General features: G+C 65.2%; 14 protein-coding genes. 5 read left to right on the top strand and 9 right to left on the bottom strand.

Annotated elements, in window-relative coordinates; all coding sequences use genetic code 11:
* Positions 1-49 precede the first annotated feature (49 nt).
* Entirely contained in the window at positions 50-1,300 is a 1,251-nt protein-coding gene (locus FQU96_RS10680) for a vanadium-dependent haloperoxidase (protein WP_146540959.1), read from the bottom strand.
* 122 nt (positions 1,301-1,422) lie between these two features.
* Here FQU96_RS10680 and FQU96_RS10675 point away from each other — a divergent pair, with 122 nt between their 5' ends.
* The 3 genes from FQU96_RS10675 to FQU96_RS10665 all read left to right on the top strand — a co-directional run bounded on the left by FQU96_RS10675 (position 1,423) and on the right by FQU96_RS10665 (position 6,048).
* Positions 1,423-4,362, top strand: a complete 2,940-nt coding sequence (locus FQU96_RS10675) for an AAA family ATPase (protein WP_146540957.1) — start codon at positions 1,423-1,425, stop codon at positions 4,360-4,362.
* Between the two features lie 64 nt (positions 4,363-4,426).
* The gene (locus FQU96_RS10670) at positions 4,427-5,287 is read left to right on the top strand and encodes an AraC family transcriptional regulator (RefSeq protein ID WP_146540955.1); all 861 of its coding nucleotides are present in this window, start codon (positions 4,427-4,429) and stop codon (positions 5,285-5,287) included.
* Positions 5,288-5,328: 41 nt separating this feature from the next.
* Entirely contained in the window at positions 5,329-6,048 is a 720-nt protein-coding gene (locus FQU96_RS10665) for an alanyl-tRNA editing protein (protein ID WP_146540953.1), read from the top strand.
* A gap of 16 nt (positions 6,049-6,064) precedes the next feature.
* Here FQU96_RS10665 and FQU96_RS10660 read toward each other — a convergent pair whose 3' ends face one another.
* The 8 genes from FQU96_RS10660 to FQU96_RS10625 all read right to left on the bottom strand — a co-directional run bounded on the left by FQU96_RS10660 (position 6,065) and on the right by FQU96_RS10625 (position 15,985).
* Positions 6,065-7,258, bottom strand: a complete 1,194-nt coding sequence (locus tag FQU96_RS10660) for an aromatic ring-hydroxylating dioxygenase subunit alpha (RefSeq protein WP_146540951.1) — start codon at positions 7,256-7,258, stop codon at positions 6,065-6,067.
* A 17-nt stretch (positions 7,259-7,275) separates the two neighbouring features.
* Positions 7,276-8,259: a tripartite tricarboxylate transporter substrate binding protein gene (locus FQU96_RS10655; protein WP_146540949.1), complete on the bottom strand. Its 984-nt coding sequence runs from the start codon at positions 8,257-8,259 to the stop codon at positions 7,276-7,278.
* Between the two features lie 132 nt (positions 8,260-8,391).
* Positions 8,392-10,167 (bottom strand): dihydroxy-acid dehydratase, encoded by a 1,776-nt coding sequence (gene ilvD / locus FQU96_RS10650; protein ID WP_146540947.1) that lies wholly within the window; start codon positions 10,165-10,167, stop codon positions 8,392-8,394.
* A 278-nt stretch (positions 10,168-10,445) separates the two neighbouring features.
* Positions 10,446-11,222 (bottom strand): DUF6065 family protein, encoded by a 777-nt coding sequence (locus tag FQU96_RS10645; RefSeq protein WP_146540945.1) that lies wholly within the window; start codon positions 11,220-11,222, stop codon positions 10,446-10,448.
* A 197-nt stretch (positions 11,223-11,419) separates the two neighbouring features.
* Entirely contained in the window at positions 11,420-11,626 is a 207-nt protein-coding gene (locus FQU96_RS10640) for a hypothetical protein (protein ID WP_146540943.1), read from the bottom strand.
* A gap of 200 nt (positions 11,627-11,826) precedes the next feature.
* Positions 11,827-13,590 carry a BTAD domain-containing putative transcriptional regulator gene (locus FQU96_RS10635; RefSeq protein ID WP_178130439.1) on the bottom strand — a complete coding sequence of 588 codons (1,764 nt, stop codon included), beginning with the start codon at positions 13,588-13,590 and terminating at the stop codon, positions 11,827-11,829.
* Between the two features lie 574 nt (positions 13,591-14,164).
* On the bottom strand, positions 14,165-14,593 hold the full coding sequence (locus FQU96_RS10630) for a CBS domain-containing protein (RefSeq protein ID WP_146540939.1): 429 nt from the start codon (positions 14,591-14,593) through the stop codon (positions 14,165-14,167).
* A gap of 264 nt (positions 14,594-14,857) precedes the next feature.
* On the bottom strand, positions 14,858-15,985 hold the full coding sequence (locus FQU96_RS10625; protein ID WP_178130438.1) for a TRAP transporter substrate-binding protein: 1,128 nt from the start codon (positions 15,983-15,985) through the stop codon (positions 14,858-14,860).
* Between the two features lie 265 nt (positions 15,986-16,250).
* On the opposite strand from FQU96_RS10625, the gene glmM reads away from it, so the two are divergent.
* Both glmM and FQU96_RS10615 read left to right on the top strand, forming a co-directional pair.
* Positions 16,251-17,618, top strand: a complete 1,368-nt coding sequence (gene glmM / locus FQU96_RS10620; RefSeq protein ID WP_146540934.1) for a phosphoglucosamine mutase — start codon at positions 16,251-16,253, stop codon at positions 17,616-17,618.
* Between the two features lie 13 nt (positions 17,619-17,631).
* On the top strand, positions 17,632-18,621 hold the full coding sequence (locus FQU96_RS10615; protein WP_146540932.1) for a DUF2332 domain-containing protein: 990 nt from the start codon (positions 17,632-17,634) through the stop codon (positions 18,619-18,621).

The following is an 18,621-nucleotide window of genomic DNA, read 5'->3' as shown; positions in this document are numbered from 1 at the left end:
CGGTGGTATTGGTCAAAATTTGACCATCACCAGGCCGTCGCCGGCACCGCTATCGCTGCGATGCTGCCGGGATGGCCGCGCTACGCATCCGCGTGGAGACCGTGAGTTCGCCGATCTTGCGCCCCATGCCCAGGGCAATCTTGTTCGAGAAGCGGTAGTGGAAGCCGGCATAGATCCGCGCCGCCGCCACCTCGTCGGCATAGTCCTGCAGCCGCGTCCACGTGCGCGTGACTCCCGGCGCCGTCGGACTGGTCATCGACACTTCCGGAATGTCGTTGCCCAGCACACTCATCAACACGACCGCCGCGGCGCCGGACGTAATGCAATGCGCGCAGGGATATTCAGGGTGCATCGGCGTGTCGCCCAGTGGCAGCCACGATGCGTCGCGCGGCGTGGCCTTGTTGCCGGTCAGATCGGCATTGCGGATCGCGGTGATCGGGCGCCAGAAATTATAGTGATACTTGGCATCGAATACGGCGATGAACGCATCGTCGCTGGCGATGGCGACGAGCGCAAACAGGCGCGCGCTGTCGACGAGGTCCATCTTCTTGACGGCGACCAGCTGCCTGACGATCGGGTTCCAGGCCTGCGGTCCGGTGACGAACCAGAAGCGGGCGATGGCGGTTTGTTCCGGCGTTCGTTTCGTACTGTCGCGGCGCCCCAGGTCCCTGATCTCGTTGAGATCGTCCGCCCATGTCCGTGACGTCAGGGCCGGCGGCGGCGGCGGACGGAACTGCGATCCCTTTTCCATCACCCACGGCTTGACCCCACCGTAAGTCGAGCTCACGGGTACGGTTGTCGGAACATAGACTCCGACAGTCGTGGCAGGCCGATAGGCCTCGGGAACGTCGGCTCCATCATTTTGGCGCAACGACAGAATCTCGGCGGCCGCCCGCTTGCCCAGTTCGATTCCCTTAGACTTCGCGTCGTCGTCGGGAACGCTTGTCAGCGAGGCTTTCAGCACCGCGTCCAAGCCCGGCGATTGCTCGGGATGAAGAGCGGTGAGTACGGCATGCGCCGCCGCCGCGGCGGCGGCTTCCTTTGAAACGCCCCGGTCAGCGGCAAGCTTGACCTTGTAGGGTGTGTAGCGCTGGTCGACGGCATTGACCGCCTCGAACATGGCGACGTGCAGCAGCGCCATGCCGCGCGCATTCGGCGGCGGCAGCAGCCGCTTCTCGATGGCAATCGCTTCGGCCTTGGCATTCCACACCGAGACCATGTCGGATCGCGCCGGCGTTGCGATAACGGTCAGGATGGCGGCGGCAACGGCCATCCGGCGGACATGTTTCTGCACGATCATCTAGGCTTCCCGGTTCGGTTCATCGCGAAGCGCCGATGACAGCATGCAGCACCGCGGCAAGTCATAAGCGGAACACGGGATTTCCATAGGCGCCTTGTGGTACCTTCGGCTCAGGGAAATTCATGTTGCGCCAGGCTGTTACATTCGGCCGCTACCGGCTCGATCCACGTGGTGGACTACGGCTCGGCAGCCGGGAGATCCGGCTGACGCCCAAGGCACTCTCGCTCCTGTGTTTCCTGGCCGAGCATGCCGGACAGGTGATGACCAAGGACGAGCTGTTCGCCGGCGTGTGGCCCGAGACGACGGTTGGCGATGCGGCGCTGGTAACTTGCATCCTGGAGTTGCGCAAGGCACTCGGGGATAACGCCCGACATCCCCGGTACATCGAAACACGGCATCGGCGCGGCTATCGGTTCATCGAAAAGCCTGGGACTGTCACCGAGGCGCGAGCCCAACAGACCAAGTCGCCCGCCGCGTCTGCCATCGTCGTCGGTCGCGACGATGAGCTCCGCGCGTTGCAAGCGTGCCTTGGCCGCGCCGCGACGGGAGAGCGGCAAGTCGTGTTCGTGACGGGTGAGCCGGGGATCGGCAAGACATCGCTGGTGCGAGCCTTCGTATCGCCTGCGGCGCTGTCCGCCGACATCCACGTGACCTGGGGCCAGTCGGCTGATCACCATGGGGCAACCGAACCGTATCTTCCGTTGATGGATGCCCTCACACGATCCTGCCGCGGTCCCTCCGGTGATCAGTTCATCGCTGCTCTGGATCGACATGCACCCAGCTGGCTTGCCCAGATGCCGTCACTGCTTGGACCCGAGCAGAACCGGGCATTGCGCCACCGCACCGCGGGCGTAACCCAGGAGCGCATGCTGCGCGAGCTGACCGACGCTCTCGAAGCCGTCTCGCACCACGCAACGATAGTGCTCTGGCTGGAAGACCTGCACTGGGCCGACCACTCAACGATCGATTGGCTGGCCTGGTTTGCGCGTCGACCCGAACACGCCTGCGTCCTGCTGATCGGGACATATCGGCCGGTCGAGTCGTTGATCACCGGCCACCCGCTGCAGGGCATGCACGATGAACTGCGCCGCCGCCACAACTGCCTGGAAATCGCCCTGCCACCGCTCACCGAGGCCGCCGTCACGGACTACTGCCAGGTCCGATTCACGCCGACCGAGGACGATGCCGGGCCGATGTCGCGTCTGGCACGCCGCGTTCATCAGCACACGGAAGGCACGCCGCTGTTCATGGTCGGCATCGTCGACGACCTTGTCAGTCAGGGCCTGCTCGTGAAAGGCAACGGCACATGGATCGTTCGTGAGGCCGACATCGGATCGGCACCACTGGGCATCCCCGACAACCTGCAGCGTCTCATCGGTCGCCAGATCGGCCGGCTGCATCCCGCCGCGTCGCACCTGCTGGAAGCCGCCTGTGTCGTCGGCGGGACGTTCTCCGCGGCCGCGGCCGCTGCCGGCGCCTGTATTGCTGCGGAAGATGCCGAAACGTTGTGCCGGGATATCGCGCAGCGTCATCAGCTCATCGACGCCGCCGGAACGGAAGCGTGGCCGGATGGGACCGTTGCCAGCCGCTTCACGTTCCGTCATGCGCTCTATCGGCAAACGCTCTACGGCCGCCTGCCGGCGGGTCAGTGTGCCGCGCTGCACGGACGCATCGGCGATCGCCTCGAACAGGCCTATGCCGGGCGGGCCGACGAAATTGCCGGCGAACTGGCCATGCATTTCGAACGGGCGCGGGACACCTCCCGAGCCGTTACCCATCTGCGCAAGGCAGGCCGGTTCGCCGGCAATCGCGGCGCTGCGCGTGAAGCCGTGGCTCACTTCAGGCACGCCTTGGATCTGATCGCCACCCTGCCGAAAGATCCATCACGCGACACTCTTGAAGCAGGCTTGCATCTGGCGCTCTGCGTCCCGCTTCGCGCCGTGCACGGTTATGGCTCCGCCGAGGTCGAGGCTTGCGCCCTGGCGGCGAAAGCGTTGTCGGACCACCTGGCGGATGGATCCAGCAAATTCGCCGCCAGCCGCATGGTGTGGAACGTCTGCCTGATGCGCCATCCGGTACCGCAGACGTTGGAACATGCACGCGCGCTGATGGACATCGCCGTCGCCACCGGCGATCCCGTCCGGCTCGCCCTCGCCCACCGTGCGCTCGGCACCTCGCTCAAGCTCGCAGGACATTTGCGCGAAGCAGCCGAAACGTTGACGCGGGGGGCTGCGATGGCAGATAGCGTGCCTGACGATCTCTTCGCTGACTTCGGCGAGCATCCGGGAATGATCTGTCGGGCATTCGCGGCCTGGGTCCAGGCCCTCATGGGCCGTCTCGACGAGGCGACACGACTGGCCGATGCGGCGATCGAACACGCCCGAGAGCGCCGCAATGCCCATAGCCTGGCCTTCGCCCTGGTGTCGAGCGGGCTTGCCTACCTTTTCCAGCGCGACACACGCCGTGCCGACGAATCCGCCAGCGAAGCTCTCGCCTTGGCGCACGAGCATGAGTTGCCGCAATGGCTCGCCTTCGGACTGGAGATCAAGGGCTGGGCAACATTTCAACACGGCGACCGGGCGGCCGGGATCGGCTTGCAGGAAGAGGGATTGCGTACGTTGCGCGCCACCGGCGCCCGCACGCACACCAGCCGGATGCTGGCCAACCTGGCGGAGAGCTACCTCGCCGTCGGTCAGGCGGACAAGGCACGGCTGCATCTGGAGGCCATGCGGGACCACATCGACGTCCATGGCGAGCGCTACTACGCAGCCGAACGGCCTCGCCTGTGGGCTCAGTTGCTCGCATTGGAAAACGCCGCGCCGGCACAGGTCGACGCGCACATGGAGGCGGCGCTTGACGTTGCGCGACAGGCCGACGCGGCCCTGCATGCGCTTCGCGCCGGCACGGGTCTGGCTCGCGTCTGGCACGCCCGCGGCAACCCGACAACGGCCCGTCAGCTGCTGACGGCGCTATGCGCCCGTGTCGCCGGTAACGTCGACGGGCCGGATATGGCTGACGCAAGGGCCGTACTGGCCGAACTCAGTGCGTCATCCGTCTGGTAACCGCCCAAGACCCGGCCGGGGCACGGATTGACATATCGGCGCCTGCTGCTCATATCGACGCCGGATGGCCCGTACCGACCCGAGGAACATCACGCGCTACTGGTGGGATCGACACGTCCCCGGGCTCAGCCTGCTGCGCGCCGATTTCACGACACACGAATATCCGCCCCATTCACACGAGGCCTTCGTCGTCGCCGTGACCGAGACCGGTGGCTCGGTGATCAAGAGCCGCGGCCAGATCGAGGAAGCGCACCCCTCGACGCTGTTCGTCTTCAATCCCGAGGAACCGCATGCCGGCTGGATGGGCTGGAGCCATCGCTGGCGCTACCGGTCGCTCTATCTGACACAGTCCGCCATCGACACCGTTGCCCATGGCCTGGGCATCGATGCGGTGCCCTACTTCACCCGCAACATGTTCGGCGACGCCGACCTGATCGCGGGTTTCCTGGCCATGCACCGTGCGATCGAGGACGGGCGCGATGTCCTGCGCGAGCAGGAGCTGCTGATCGACTCCTTCGGCTGCCTGTTCCAGCGCCACGGCAGCGGCGGCGGCCGCATCGAACGGGCGCCGCGCGACCAGGTCGCGATGCGCAACGCCATCGACCTCATGCAGGCGCGGCATGCCGAGACAATTCATCTCGAAGACCTCGCGCACGTGGCCGGCCTGACGGCTTTCCAGCTGATCGGCCTGTTCAAGCGCACCGTCGGCCTGACGCCGCACGCCTACCTGACGCAGATCCGGCTGAGCGCCGCCTGTCGGCAGCTACGGCATGGGGTGCCGCCAGCCGAAGTCGCGGCCCTGTGCGGCTTCTACGACCAGAGCGCGCTCAACAAGCACTTCAAGCGCTGCTACGGCATCACGCCCCTGCAGTTCGCCCGCGCGGCCTTCAATTTTCGCCAATACCCGTCGGACGTCGCGGCGTAACCCTCGGCCATCCCTGGCGATTCTTGAGGGCTCGCGAAGCGATGGCTGCCCATTTGTTCTGTCACGACCACCCCGAGACGCTGACGCTCGAAACCACGGTGCTCGACGCCCGGCCCGGCCGCGTGGTGCTCGCGCAATCACCCTTCTACACCGGCGGCGGCGGCCAGCCGGCGGATCGCGGCACGCTGCGCTGGGATGGCGGCGCCGTTGCCGTCAGCGGCTTCGAGTCCGTCGATGGCCAGGTCTGGCATGTGCTGGACAGCGCCGTTGAGATCGCCGGCGCCGTCGAGGCATCGGTCGATCCGGCGTTCCGGCGCATGATGCGCCAGTTGCACACCGACACGCACATCCTCAATGCCCTGGTCTATCAGGCGTTCGACGGCGCACTGGTGACCGGCGTGCAGATGTACGACGACGGTACGGCACGCATGGATTTCGACGTTCCCGGCGCCGACAATGATCGCATCCGCGCGTTGGAAGGCCCGATCAACGACCTGATTGCACAGAACCTCGCACTCAATTTCAGCCATGTCCCGCTCGAAGAGGCGCAGGCCCAGCACGGCCTGATCCGCAGCCGCTCCGTCGCACCGCCACCGACGTCGGACGGCACGATCCGCATCGTCGAGATCGTCGGGCTGGATCGACAGGCCTGCGGCGGCACCCATCTCAATGCCACCGGCGAGTCACCACCGATCCGCATCCTCAAGATCGACAACAAGGGCCGCCACAACCGCCGTGTCCGCATCGGGCTGGCAGGATAGAGCCTGCTGGCGCCGATCACTCGAGATACTGGCCGGCGTCGAACTTTACGTAGGCGTCCTTTTCATCGAAGGCGACACCCACGGGATCGCCGCCGGCGGCAATGACCTCGAGCTGCTTCTGGAACAGGATGCGCAGCATGGAGACGCCCTGATCGCTGGAGACGAGGTGCTCCTCGGAATGGAACGTGATCGGCCCCTGCCCGGTCTGCGCTTCGACGTCACCCGGAAAGCGCTGGTGCTCCTCCGGCGTCAGCTCGTCCCAGGTCTTGCCGTTGTAGCGCGACTTCATCTTGCCGAGCGCGCCCGCCTCGCGCACCCGGCCGGCGGCGTAGATGCGGTAGTGCGTGTCGTCGATCGGCAGGGTCCAACCGATCGACTCGACCATGCCGTAGCGGCCAACCTGTGGGTTGGGCACGATGCGTAACGTCGGCAGCACGGCTTCGGTGATGCGCCGAAAGGTGCCGCCCTCCAGCAGGCCGCGCAGCTGGGTACTCTTCACGCCGCGCGGGCCATATTCGAACTTCACCTTCGGCATCGCCGCCATCTGCTCGACGAACTGCGCGCCGCTGAACGAGCCGTGCAGGATCGGCACATGGTAGGGATCGACCACGTTCTCGAAATGCTGCAGCCAGTTGCAAGCCGCAATCACGACGCCACCGGTACCGATGCTGGAATCATCGGCTTCGACGAACTCGCCGTCCTCCAGCACCTCGAGGCAGTCGTAGCGCGGCAGCACAGGTCGCCGCTCCGGCGGGCCCATATAGGCGAAGACCAGGCCGTAGCGCTCCTGCACCGGATACCAGGGCTGGCGCACACGATCACGCTGGCGGCCGCCATCAGGCTCGCAGGGCTGCTCCAGGCAACGGCCTTCAACGTCGAACAGCCAGCCGTGATAACAGCAGCGGATGCCACGGTCCTCGATCTTGCCGTAGTAGAGCGTGGTGCCGCGATGGCAGCAGCGCGGATAGACCAGGCCCGGCCGGCCGGCACCGTCGCGAAACAGGATCAGCTCCTCACCCAGCACCTTGACGGGCCGCGGCGTCGCTGCCGCGTCTTTCACCAGACCGATCGGATGCCAGTACCGCCGCAGCAGCTCGCCCATTGGCGTACCGCGACCCACTTCCGTCAGGCGCGCATTATAGGTCGGCGCCTTCAGGTGATAGGCGCTGCCGTCGCCGGCGGGCCGCGCCGAAGTCTGCCGTCCGTCCATCGTCCGCTCCCTCTCCGTCACTCCACCTTCGCACCCGACAGCCGGATCAGTTCGGCCCATTTGGGCGACTCACGCGCGAGCACCGCCTGGAGTTCCTCCGAAGTCGAACCGACCGGTGTCTGTCCCTGGTCCAGCATCTTCTGGCGCACCTCGGGTTCGGCAATCACCGCTTTGATCTCACGCTGCAGTCGCGCCACGATGTCCGGCGGCGTGCCCGCCGGCACGTAGGCGGCAACAAACAGGGTCAGGTCGAGTCCGTCGATCCCCTGCTCCTTGAAGGTCGCCAATTCCGGCATCGCCGCCGACCGTTGCGCGCCGGTCATGGCCAGCGGCTTGATGCGCCCGGCGGCAATCTGTGCCTTGGCGCCGACCGGGCTGCAGAAGGTGCTGTCCAGATTGCCGCCGTGGACGTCGCCGATGGCCGGCACCTCGCCCTTGTAGGGCACATGGCTCAGCCGACCGGGCACCGTCTTCTCGAGCAGCGTGCCGTAGAGATGGCCGGACGACCCGATACCCCAGCTGCCGTAGCTCACCGGACGGCCCAGCGCCTTCGCCCAGGCGATAAAACCGTTGATGTCGTTGTAGGGCGCATCCTTGGCCACGACGAACAGCACGCTGCCCAGCGACACCAGCGAGACGGCCGTGAAGTCCTTCACAGGGTCGTAGGGCAGGCTCTTGTAGAGCGCCGGATTGTTGGTGTGCGTCGAGTTGGTGGTGATCAGGAACGTGTAGCCATCGGCCGGCGCGCGCGCGACGATCTCGGTACCGATGATGGTGTTGGCGCCCGGCCGGGCGTCGACGATCACCTGCTGGCCCAGCCGCGCCGACAGACGTTCGGCGATCAGCCGGTTCAGCACATCGATCGCACCGCCCGGATTGAAAGGCGAGACGAGCCGGATCGGCTTGTTGGGATAGACCGTCAGCTGGCCCCACGCATGGCCCGCCGCAAGCGTGACAGCCATGCCGGCTGCCGCGAGGAATGCCATCACCCGCCGCATCATCAGACCTTTCCTGCCCCGATCACCCGTCTGCGCGGGTTGTATCGATGCAGAAACGGTAGACCGGTGCCAGCGGCATGGTCAACCAAGCGGCGCTCGGTCATCCCGTGCTGGGCACGGGATGACCGTCATCGCTCAGATGTCGGCGAAGACGTGGCTTTCCTTCTTGCCGCCAGGATGCGTCACGGCGCCATCGACAGCGGGGCCGACAAGCTGGGCGTACTTCCACAGCGCGCCCGCCGTGTAGCCGTTCTTGCGCGGCTTCCACTTCTTGGCCCGCGCCTTCAGCTCCTTATCGGAGAGCTCCACGTCGAGACGCCCCTTGACGGCATCGATGCGGATGATATCGCCGCTCTTGAGCAGGCCGATCGGCCCGCCGACCGCGGCTTCCGGCCCGATGTGGCCGATGCAGAACCCGCGCGTGCCGCCGGAGAAGCGGCCGTCGGTGATCAGCGCCACGTCCTCGCCGACGCCCTGGCCGTACAACGCGGCCGTGGTCGACAGCATCTCGCGCATGCCGGGGCCACCCTTGGGTCCCTCATAGCGAATGACAAGCACCTCGCCCTTCTTGAACTTGCCCTTCACCACGGCATCGAACGCCGCCTCCTCGCTGTCGAAGCAGCGCGCCGGACCGCGGAAGACGAGCTTCTTCATGCCGGCGACCTTCACGATGGCGCCGTCGGGCGCCAGGTTGCCCTTCAGGCCGACGACACCACCGGTCGGCGTGATGCAGTTCTTCACGCGATAGACGACGTCCTGGTCCTCGGGGAACGTCACGCCCTGGTGGTTCTCGGCCAGGGTCTTGCCGGTCACGGTGAGGCAGTCGCCGTGCAGCAGGCCATTGTCGAGCAGCTCCTTGATCACCACCGGGATGCCGCCGATGCGGAACATGTCCAATGCCACGTACTTGCCGCCAGGCTTCAGGTCGGCGATGTACGGCGTCTTCTTGAAGATGCGCGCCACGTCGTGCAGGTCGAACTTGATGCCGCACTCGTGCGCCATCGCCGGCAGGTGCAAGGCCGCGTTGGTCGAACCGCCGGTCGCCGCAACGACGACGGCGGCATTCTCGAATGCCTCGCGGGTGGCGATGTCGCGCGGCCGAATGCCCAGCCGCAGCAGGTTCATCGCCGCCTCGCCCGAGGCCGTGGCGTATTCGTCGCGCGTCTCGTAGGGCGCCGGCGCGCCGGCCGAACCCGGCAGCGCCAACCCGATGGCCTCGGAGACGCAGGCCATGGTGTTGGCCGTGAACTGGCCACCGCATGATCCCGCCGACGGACAGGCGGCGCATTCCAGCTCATGCAGATCGGCGTCGCTGAACTTGCCGGCCGCATGCATGCCGACGCCTTCGAAAACGTCGACCACGGTCACGTCGCGGTCGCGGAACTTGCCGGGCAGGATCGAGCCGCCGTACATGAATACGGACGGCACGTTGAGCCGCAGCATCGCCATCATCATGCCGGGCAGCGACTTGTCGCAACCGGCCAGGGTCACCATCGCATCGTAGCAATGGCCGCGCATGGTCAGCTCGACGGAATCGGCGATCAGGTCGCGGCTGGCCAGCGACGACTTCATGCCTTGATGGCCCATGGCGATGCCATCGGTCACCGTGATCGTCGTGAACTCGCGCGGCGTGCCGCCGGCAGCGTCGACACCCTTCTTCACGGCCTGGGCCTGGCGATTGAGCGCGATGTTGCAGGGCGCCGCCTCGTTCCAGCATGTCGCGACACCGACCAGCGGCTGGCTGATCTGCTGTTCGTTCAGCCCCATCGCGTAGAGGTACGAGCGATGCGGCGCGCGCTCCGGGCCGACCGTCGTGTAGCGGCTCGGCAGCTTCGATTTGTCCAGCGTCGGATTGGGATGCAGCTTCCGGGCCTTGGCTCCCGTGCCCTTTTTCTTCTTGTTGCCAGCCATTGTCTTCCTCTCTTCGGTCGGTCCGTGTGCGGGGCGCACCATAAACGCTGGGCCAGCGCCACTCCAGCGGCGCATGTTCGCCGCCCGCCATCACTACGGCATCGGATTCGAACGGCAACGATGTCGGAAAAGGCGACGCCTCAACCTTGCAGCCGACGGCAACGCCTGGCTGCCCGAATCCGCACTTCGGATATGCCTCTTTTATTAATTTATTCAATGACTTACGAAAAAACCGCGAGCGAGATAGCGATGCCCCGTCGCTTCTCTTCACCGTCCGATTATTCGTCTTCCTGCTTGCGTCGCTTGCGGGCTTTCACGGCGTACTCGCCGCGCGGGCGATTTTCGTCGTTCATCGGATTGACGATGGTGGCGCGGAAATGGTCCCAGTCTTCGTTCTTGAAGTCTTCGAGACTTTCAACGAGATCGAAATTCTCTGACACGCCGTCGGCATAGAGCCAGCGAGGGAATGGCTGCACTTGCAGCAGCGGCACCTCGCTGCGGATGTGGATCGGTACGCCAGTGCGCGTCAGCCGCACGTTCGTGAAGATCGGGCCGAACCAGCGATCGGTCTCGATGATGCCTTCGTAAGCCTCGTATCCGGAGGGACGCGGAAAATTGGCGAGCGGCCGCGCCAACACGCTCCATCCCGGCGCCGAGCGGGCGACATAGCCGCTCCAGATCTGGAGCAGCCCCGGCTCATTCGGCGCGCCCAGGAAGGGTAACGCGAAGCCCTTGCAGTCTTCGGGCGCACGCTCATCAAAGTACGTATCGAAGTCCGGATAGTGGCTCTGTCCCAGCGGCAGCCACTGCCCTTCCGCGCCCTCGTGACTCCAGAAAGTCTCCCGACCGTCCCACAGGACCTGGAAGTCCATGGGTGGAAACAAGTACCAGCCGAACGCTGATGCCGTACGCATCGGCTCGCAATAGCGGAAGGCGCGCGTCGGATAGGTTCCACCGGCCGCCTGATCGGCACGCAGTGGCGGCCGGGCATCCGGCAGCATCCGGTAGAACGTGATCAGAGGCTTGGGGATTTCCGATTTTGCCGTCTTGCTCATGACTCTACCGACGCTGGCGTATTCGGATTTGGCGGCCAAGCCACGAACGACGCGGCGTCCGCCGACACGTATCGCTCAGTCGCGACCGAGGCAAATCGGATCTAAGAAGATCTTGATCAGAAACAGCAACGCTGAAAAGCGAGTGCGACAACCCGGCCGCACCCGCCTTCAATAGACTGGATGATTGAAGTTGCCGACTAGAAAGTCGGCGCCATCATGCCAAGCTTGACCTTGGACTTGCCGAAAGCCGGCGCCATCATGCCCAGCTTGACCTTCGCCTTGCCGAACGCGGGCGACATCATGCCCAGCTTGACCTTCGCCTTGCCGAAAGCCGGCGACATCATGCCCAGCTTGACCTTCTTCGCCTTACCGAACGCAGGCGACATCATACCGATCTTAACCATTACTGCATCCTCCTCAGAAACCGTTCAGTCAGTGAGCGACCGGTTGCGACTGGCAAACCGGGGCGACCCGCCCAAAAGACCGATCCGCATCAACCCCGATGCGGTACGTGAGTAGAATGTGTCCTCCATAACGAAAGGACCGTGAATTAGACGCGATCGGAATGCGAAAAACAGAAAGACGCTTGCACAGAACCCTTCTGTCACTGCTCCGGAAGACCGGCCATGCGAAGGCCGACCGCATAGCGATCACGATCCTCGGAGCGTTCCAGGGGCGATGTCGACACGTATACTTTGATGGAAAAACCTGGCTGTAGCGCCAGAAGCTGTTTCACGAGATTACGTGCATCGTCCGGCCGGCCGAGATAAGCCATGCTGACAATGACGGGCACGTAAACGGCTGTAAAATTGGGATGTTCACGCAGGATCGGCTGCGCCGCGGTCACCGCGTCCTGGTATCGCCCCGACAGCGTCAACGAAATGACCGTGACCGTTTCCCAGAAATAACGGAAGCCGTCGAACGGCGAGAGCGTCCGATATCGTTCCATGCGCTCGAGCGCATCTTGCGGGCGGCCCCGGTAGCACGCGACCAGCGCGCTCAGCGCCCACCCCCAGCCGAAGTTCGGATTCACCGATAACGAGCGCTGGTGGAAGTGCTCGGCCAGATCATAGTTGTGGCGCAGGAAGGCTTCCACGTGGCCGGCGAACGAGAGCCCCATGGGGTCGTCCGGGTTTTGTTCGATCGCCGCCTGGGCGTGTCGCTCGGCGGCCTCGCCGCTCTTGTCGCGGTCGGCCAGCCATCCCTGCCCCACCCCCATCAGATGCCAGAACGACATCCATGCATGGGCGTGGCCGTACTCGGGATCCAGGCGCAGGGCCCGCTCGAGGAACTCGCCTGCCGTCCGGAAAGCCGTGGGAGAGGCTTGGTAGATGAGCGGCACTGCCCGCAGGAGGCAGTCGTAGGCGTTGGCGTTGTCCGGCGGTCGGCGCCGAACCCGATCGATTTCCGCCTGAAGGATTTTGGGATTGAGCTGCCCGACGACCCCGCGGACGACCTCTTCCTGCACGTCGAACAGACGCGCGAACTCCACCGTGCGCTGATCGGTCCACAGCGCCCGGGCATCCTCGCAATCGACCAGTCGCACGCCGATTCGAATGACGCTGCCCTGACGGCGTACCGTGCCCTCGATGGCATATCGCACACCCAACCGGCGCCCGACTTCGCGAGGGTCGGCCTCCTGTCCGCGGAAAACGCTTGTCGACCCGCCGGTGATGACGGACAGCCACTTGAAGCGAGAGAGGCCATCGACGATGTCCTCGGCGAAGCCTTCACCGAGGTATTCCTGCTCGGGGTCGCCGCCGACGTTGCGAAACGGCAGGACCGCCACCGGCAGGGTTTCGATCTGCCCTTCCTGGGCCGAAGCCGGCGCCGCCCTGGCGGCGGTCACGGCTGTCGCCGGGGATGGCGCAGCTGTCGGGAGCGCGGCCGCCGCAGCCAGCTCGGGCATCGGTGCGTCGAGCCGGTCGGCGCGGATGCGCTCGTACAGCTGGATCGTCGGCTGCCCGGGCTTGGCGTCCAGGGTGCGCTTGAGCGCGTCGACACAGACCTGAAACTGGCGCAAAGCCGCCGCCTTGTCGCCGCTACGGGCAAAGGCCTCCATCAACCCGCGATGAGCCTCCTCATGCGAGGGCTCCAGCGCCAGCATGTGACGTGCAATCGATTCGGCTGCGGTCAGGTCGCGCAGCGCGATCAGCTCGCGCATCGCCGCGGCCATGCCGCCGAAGGCCTGCTCGCGCCGCCAGGCGCGCTCGCCATACAACCAATCCTGAAACGCACCACCGATGGCCGACAAATCCGCCAACAGGTCGCCTCGGTACAGCTCGGGAATCTTGCGCTTTTCCTCCAGCGGCCCGTCGGCCATGCGCTCGACCTCGCGGGCATCGATCCACACCTGGTCGAGATTCACCCGCATCACGTCGCGGTCAATGTGCAGCGCGCCGGCATCGGCATCGCGAAACAGGGCGCGCAATTCAGTAATGGCCTGGCGCAGCGAACCGCGTGCCTGCTCCTCCAGGCGATCGCTCCACACCAGGCCGGCAACCCGCTCGCGCGTTGCCGACGCATCCGGGGTCAACGCCAGAAAAGCGAGTACGGCCCGGGTCTTCTTCGCCCGCGGCGTTCCGTCGGACCCATCTGACAGGGTCACCCGACAGCCGCCCAGAAGGTATATCCGTAACATCACCCTTCCCACGAGATAAGGTTACAAACCCCTACGCCACAAAGCTAAAGTCATACATTCACAAAGCCTTATAAGATACTGTTTTATATCAGTCAATTGACACACAGTTCACGCCAGACTGCAGCATATCGCGCCTTTTCCCAGGCCCGATCATCAACGTCAACCGCCTGATTATAAAGGCAGAAAGTGAATCCGGCGAAACACTAATTGCATAGCGCACGAACATAGGGCGCGCTCACTCATATTCTGAACGCGCCGAGGCGTGCGCGGCGGTGTTCGCCGCCGATCGCCCGAGTTAATCTTATGTCGCAATATATTGGCGCAGGACTTCGGCCTCTTGCCGCGTTTCGTCCAGTCGCCACTTGACGACGTCACCGATGGACACGACGCCGAGCAGATCGCCACGCCGGACGACCGGCAAGTGACGGAACCGGCCGTTGGTCATCAGTTCCATGACGTGTTCGACCGTGTCGTCAGGATCGCAGGTCACTACGGGCGTCGTCATCGCCTCGCCGACACGCAATGTCAGGGCCTCGGCGGCCCGTCGTGCCACCGCATGCAGAATGTCGCGTTCAGAGAGGATGCCGACAAGTTTCTTGTCCGCATCGAGAACCAGCACCGCACCAATACGCCGCGCTGACAATGTCGCAATGGCGGATGCCAGCGTCTCGTCCGGCGTGACCGCGATCACACGACTGCCTTTATGCCCCAGGATATCAGACACGAACATGGGCCTTCTCCTCCCATGAAGTGGGAAGCAGAGCCCAGGCACCGCTTGCCTGTCGCGGACGTTGGACTCCGCAATCCTTGCGTACGTGGCCCGCCGTGGCGCCTGATACGGTCAAGCCATGGCAAACCAAGCTGTCGATCATCTCCCAGCGGCCTGAAGATGGCAATGCCGTCAACTATCACTTATGTGCATCTAACTTGCCATCTGCCGACGGCAATCGGTTGATGCCCAACCGTTTTTCCCAGGCGGCCGCTGCACCTGGTGCTACGGCCGGACCAACCGCTTCCAGGCGCGCGGGCCATCCAGGAACTGGCGCAAATCGTCCAGCACCAGGCGGAACTCCGGGTCTTTTTCGGCCTGCTCGCGCAGCACGTCCGACGACGTCTCTCGAAAAGCCTCCATCACCGAAGCCGGCCACACCCGGATCGTGACACCCTGCTTGCGGAAATACTCCATGGCGCGGGCCTGTTCGACTGGCGCACGCGCCAGCATCCATGTGACATTGGCCCTGCATGCCGTCTCGATCAGCGCCCGACGCTCAGGCGGCAGCTCGTCCCATTTGTCCTTGCGCATGTAGAAGTCGACCAGCGACGCCGGCTGATGCCAGCCGGGGAAGTAGTAGATCAACGACAGCTTGTCGAACCCCAGCGCCCGGTCGACCGACGGCATGGAGAATTCCGCCGCGTCGATCTTGCCCTGCTGCAACTTGTAGAACACCTCGCCCGGCGACAGCGTCACGATCTCTGCCCCGAACCGCGCCAGGACCTCGCCGGCCAGCCCGGCATAACGCACCCGCAGGCCCTTGAGATCGGCGACCGACCGCATCTCGTTTCGAAACCAGCCTCCGGCTTCAGAACCGGCCACACCGCACATGACCGCATGCACGCCCAGCTTCTCGTACAGCTCGCGATGAAAGCGGCCGCCCTCACCGCCGATCATCCAGGCGACATACTCTTCCGGTGTCGGGCCGAACGGCAGCGAGGCGAAGACCTGCAGCGCCGGCACTTTCGTGGCGGCATAGGACGGCGAGGTGAAGGCGGCATCGACGTCGCCGCGCAGCACGGCTTCCAGCAATTCGGACGTGGGTGCCTTGGCGCCCGCTTCCAGCAGTTTCACCGACACCGTGCCGGCGGACATCGCCTTCACGGCGGTGACGAACTGGCGGGCCGCCTCGCCCAGCACCGATATGCCGGGGTTGAACGCCGTCTGCATCCGCAGCCGCAGACGCCCGTGATCAGCGTCACTGCCTTGGGACGGCCCGGCCGATGGCGCCGGCGCGTCGCCCTCCTTTACCGTGTCCGATGTCGGTGACGGCCCGGCGGACGGCAGGCTGGGGTCTTGCTGAGCGAATACGTCACCCGGCACGGCTGCAATCAACAGCGCCATCGCCATGGCAAACGAACCAACGAGTCTGGTGGATAGTAAGCGCACGCTGCTTCCTGCCGCTCGGCGCCGTCTCGCCACCCCCTGTGTCCAGATGCGGCGACGGTTCCGCACCGATTGTTGGCAGCCAAAGATGGTTGCTTTTAGGTGCATCATCTACGCGCACACAGTCTTTGCCGCAAGCCATTGCTATGATGGGAAGCCCCGTCCGGATCCGCAATGGACCAGTCCACGGTCTGTGGCAAAACATGAGACCGCATGCTAAGATATTGACATGAAAAGACAATTGTTTGGGACTGACGGTGTGCGTGGACGCGCGAACGTCGAGCCGATGACCGCCGACACGGCGTTGCGCCTGGGCATGGCCGCCGGCGCACGCTTCGTACGCGGCGATCATCGCCATCGAGTCGTTATCGGCAAGGACACGCGACTCTCCGGCTACATGCTCGAACAGGCGCTGACCGCGGGCTTCCTGTCGATTGGCATGGACGTCCTGTTGCTAGGCCCCGTACCAACGCCAGCCGTCGGCTACCTGACTCGCTCGATGCGTGCCGACATCGGTGTCATGATCTCGGCGTCCCACAATCCGTTCCAGGACAACGGCGTCAAATTCTTTGGCCCGGACGGCTTCAAGCTCTCCGACCGCATCGAGGCCGAGATCGAGGCGCTGATGGCGGACGACCTCGGCAACAGGCGAGCTGAAAGCCGCGCCCTTGGCCGGGCCCGGCGTATCGAGGATGCCGGCGGCCGCTATATCGAGGCCGTCAAGGCCAGTCTGTCGCGCGGTCTCACCCTCGAAGACCTGACTGTGGCGATCGATTGCGCCAATGGGGCCGCCTACAAGGTGGCGCCGCGCGTGCTGATGGAGCTCGGCGCCAAAGTGATCCCGTTGGGCATCGACCCGGACGGCTTCAACATCAATCACGACTGCGGCTCGACGCATCCCGGCGTGCTTGCCGAGACCGTCCGCGAACGGGGCGCCGATGTCGGCATCGCGCTTGATGGTGACGCCGATCGCCTGGTGCTGGTGAGCGAACGCGGCGAGATCATCGACGGCGATCAGATCATGGCCACCATCGCCGATGTCTGGTCCCATGATGGGCGGCTCAAGGGCGGCGGCGTCGTGGCAACGCTGATGTCGAACCTGGGATTGGAGCGGCATCTGCAGTCGCGCGGCCTGACCCTGGAACGGACCGCCGTGGGCGACCGCTATGTGCTGGAGCGCATGCGCGAGGCCGGCTTCAATCTGGGCGGCGAGCAGTCGGGTCACCTCATCATGACCGACGTCGCAACCACCGGTGATGGTCTGCTGGCAGCGCTGCAGGTTCTGGCGGCGGTCAAGCAGGATAGGCGGCCGGTATCCGAGGTGTGCCAGCGTTTCCGGCCGGTGCCCCAGCTTCTGCGCAACGTGCGGCTCGCGCCTGGCGTCAATGCCGGGCTGGTTCTCGACACAGCGTCAATCAAGAACGCGCTCGGCCTCGCCGAGGCACGGCTGGCCGGCGGACGCATCGTGGTGCGCAAATCGGGAACCGAGCCGCTGATTCGCGTCATGGCCGAAGGCGATGACGCGCGCCTGGTCGAGAACGTCGTCACCGAGCTGTGCACCGCCATCGGCCAGGCCGCGCCGCAAGCCGCAGAGTGACGGCATCCCGTCCATGCCGGGCGCCCAGGACACAGTGCAGCGTCTGGCGGCACGCTATCGGGCGTTTGCCGACAACGAGGCCAAGGATTCCTCCGCCCTTTACGAGGCCTTCGCACGCGCCATCGCGGGTTCGGAGGCCGTGTTGTCATTCGTTGCGACCCTGCCGGCAGCGCGGCAACAGCCGAACCTGCTTCTGGCCGCGGTCCGCCATCTGTATGGCGTCGCCCGCGACGCGGATCACCTGATCGACATCATCCGGGCCAACCCTGCGCCCATTCGAGCGTTGATGCTCGCACGCACGACGCAGACCAACGAGCCGGCCCGCTGCGCCGTGCTGTTACCGGTGCTGGCTCGCCTGCCGCAGCCGCTGGCGCTGCTGGAGGTCGGCGCATCGGCCGGCCTGTGTCTGCTGCCCGACCGCTATGCCTACGATTATGGCGGCGGCACTCGCCTGGGGCCTCGCCCTCCGGGAGACCTGCCGCTGCCGGCGTTTCCCTGCGCGATCACAGGCGCCGTACCCGTCCCGACCGAGCTGCCGACGATCGCATGGCGCCGCGGGCTGGATTTGAATCCGATCGATGTCCGTTCGGCAGAGGATACGGCATGGCTGCAGGCGCTCATCTGGCCTGATCAGGAGGACCGTGCAGGCCGCCTCCAGGCGGCGCTCGCGATCGCACGGCGCGCGCCGCCGGTCGTTGTTCGTGGTGATCTGCTGGCGGATATCGAAGAGATCATGGCGCAGGCGCCCGCCGACGCGACCCTGGTCGTGTTCCACACGGCGGTGCTGGCCTACGTGACGCCGGCCGATCGCAGCCGGTTTGCCGGCATCATGCATCGCTCCGGCGCAACCTGGATCAGTAACGAAGCGCCGGGAATCCTGCCGTCGATTGCCCAGCATGCGCCCGCGCCGCCAGCGCGCGGCCGCTTCCTGCTCGCGGTCGATGCGCAGCCCGTTGCCTGGACCGGCCCGCACGGACAATCGATCGACTGGTTCGGGCCATAG

It is taken from the genome of Reyranella sp. CPCC 100927 (genome assembly GCF_007859315.1).
GTDB lineage: Bacteria > Pseudomonadota > Alphaproteobacteria > Reyranellales > Reyranellaceae > Vineibacter.
Note: the sequence above shows the minus strand (reverse complement) of the source record. Positions and strands in the feature narration are given on the sequence as shown.

What these genes read in the sequence shown, in the direction of transcription:
- FQU96_RS10680 (WP_146540959.1), bottom strand. Translation starts at nt 1,300, where the DNA reads ATGATCGTGCAGAAACATGTCCGCCGGATGGCCGTTGCCGCCGCCATC.
- FQU96_RS10670 (WP_146540955.1), top strand. Translation starts at nt 4,427, where the DNA reads ATGGCCCGTACCGACCCGAGGAACATCACGCGCTACTGGTGGGATCGA.
- FQU96_RS10640 (WP_146540943.1), bottom strand. Translation starts at nt 11,626, where the DNA reads ATGGTTAAGATCGGTATGATGTCGCCTGCGTTCGGTAAGGCGAAGAAG.
- FQU96_RS10660 (WP_146540951.1), bottom strand. Translation starts at nt 7,258, where the DNA reads ATGGACGGACGGCAGACTTCGGCGCGGCCCGCCGGCGACGGCAGCGCC.
- ilvD (WP_146540947.1), bottom strand. Translation starts at nt 10,167, where the DNA reads ATGGCTGGCAACAAGAAGAAAAAGGGCACGGGAGCCAAGGCCCGGAAG.
- FQU96_RS10665 (WP_146540953.1), top strand. Translation starts at nt 5,329, where the DNA reads ATGGCTGCCCATTTGTTCTGTCACGACCACCCCGAGACGCTGACGCTC.
- FQU96_RS10615 (WP_146540932.1), top strand. Translation starts at nt 17,632, where the DNA reads ATGCCGGGCGCCCAGGACACAGTGCAGCGTCTGGCGGCACGCTATCGG.
- glmM (WP_146540934.1), top strand. Translation starts at nt 16,251, where the DNA reads ATGAAAAGACAATTGTTTGGGACTGACGGTGTGCGTGGACGCGCGAAC.
- FQU96_RS10645 (WP_146540945.1), bottom strand. Translation starts at nt 11,222, where the DNA reads ATGAGCAAGACGGCAAAATCGGAAATCCCCAAGCCTCTGATCACGTTC.
- FQU96_RS10655 (WP_146540949.1), bottom strand. Translation starts at nt 8,259, where the DNA reads ATGATGCGGCGGGTGATGGCATTCCTCGCGGCAGCCGGCATGGCTGTC.
- FQU96_RS10675 (WP_146540957.1), top strand. Translation starts at nt 1,423, where the DNA reads ATGTTGCGCCAGGCTGTTACATTCGGCCGCTACCGGCTCGATCCACGT.
- FQU96_RS10625 (WP_178130438.1), bottom strand. Translation starts at nt 15,985, where the DNA reads ATGGCGATGGCGCTGTTGATTGCAGCCGTGCCGGGTGACGTATTCGCT.
- FQU96_RS10630 (WP_146540939.1), bottom strand. Translation starts at nt 14,593, where the DNA reads ATGTTCGTGTCTGATATCCTGGGGCATAAAGGCAGTCGTGTGATCGCG.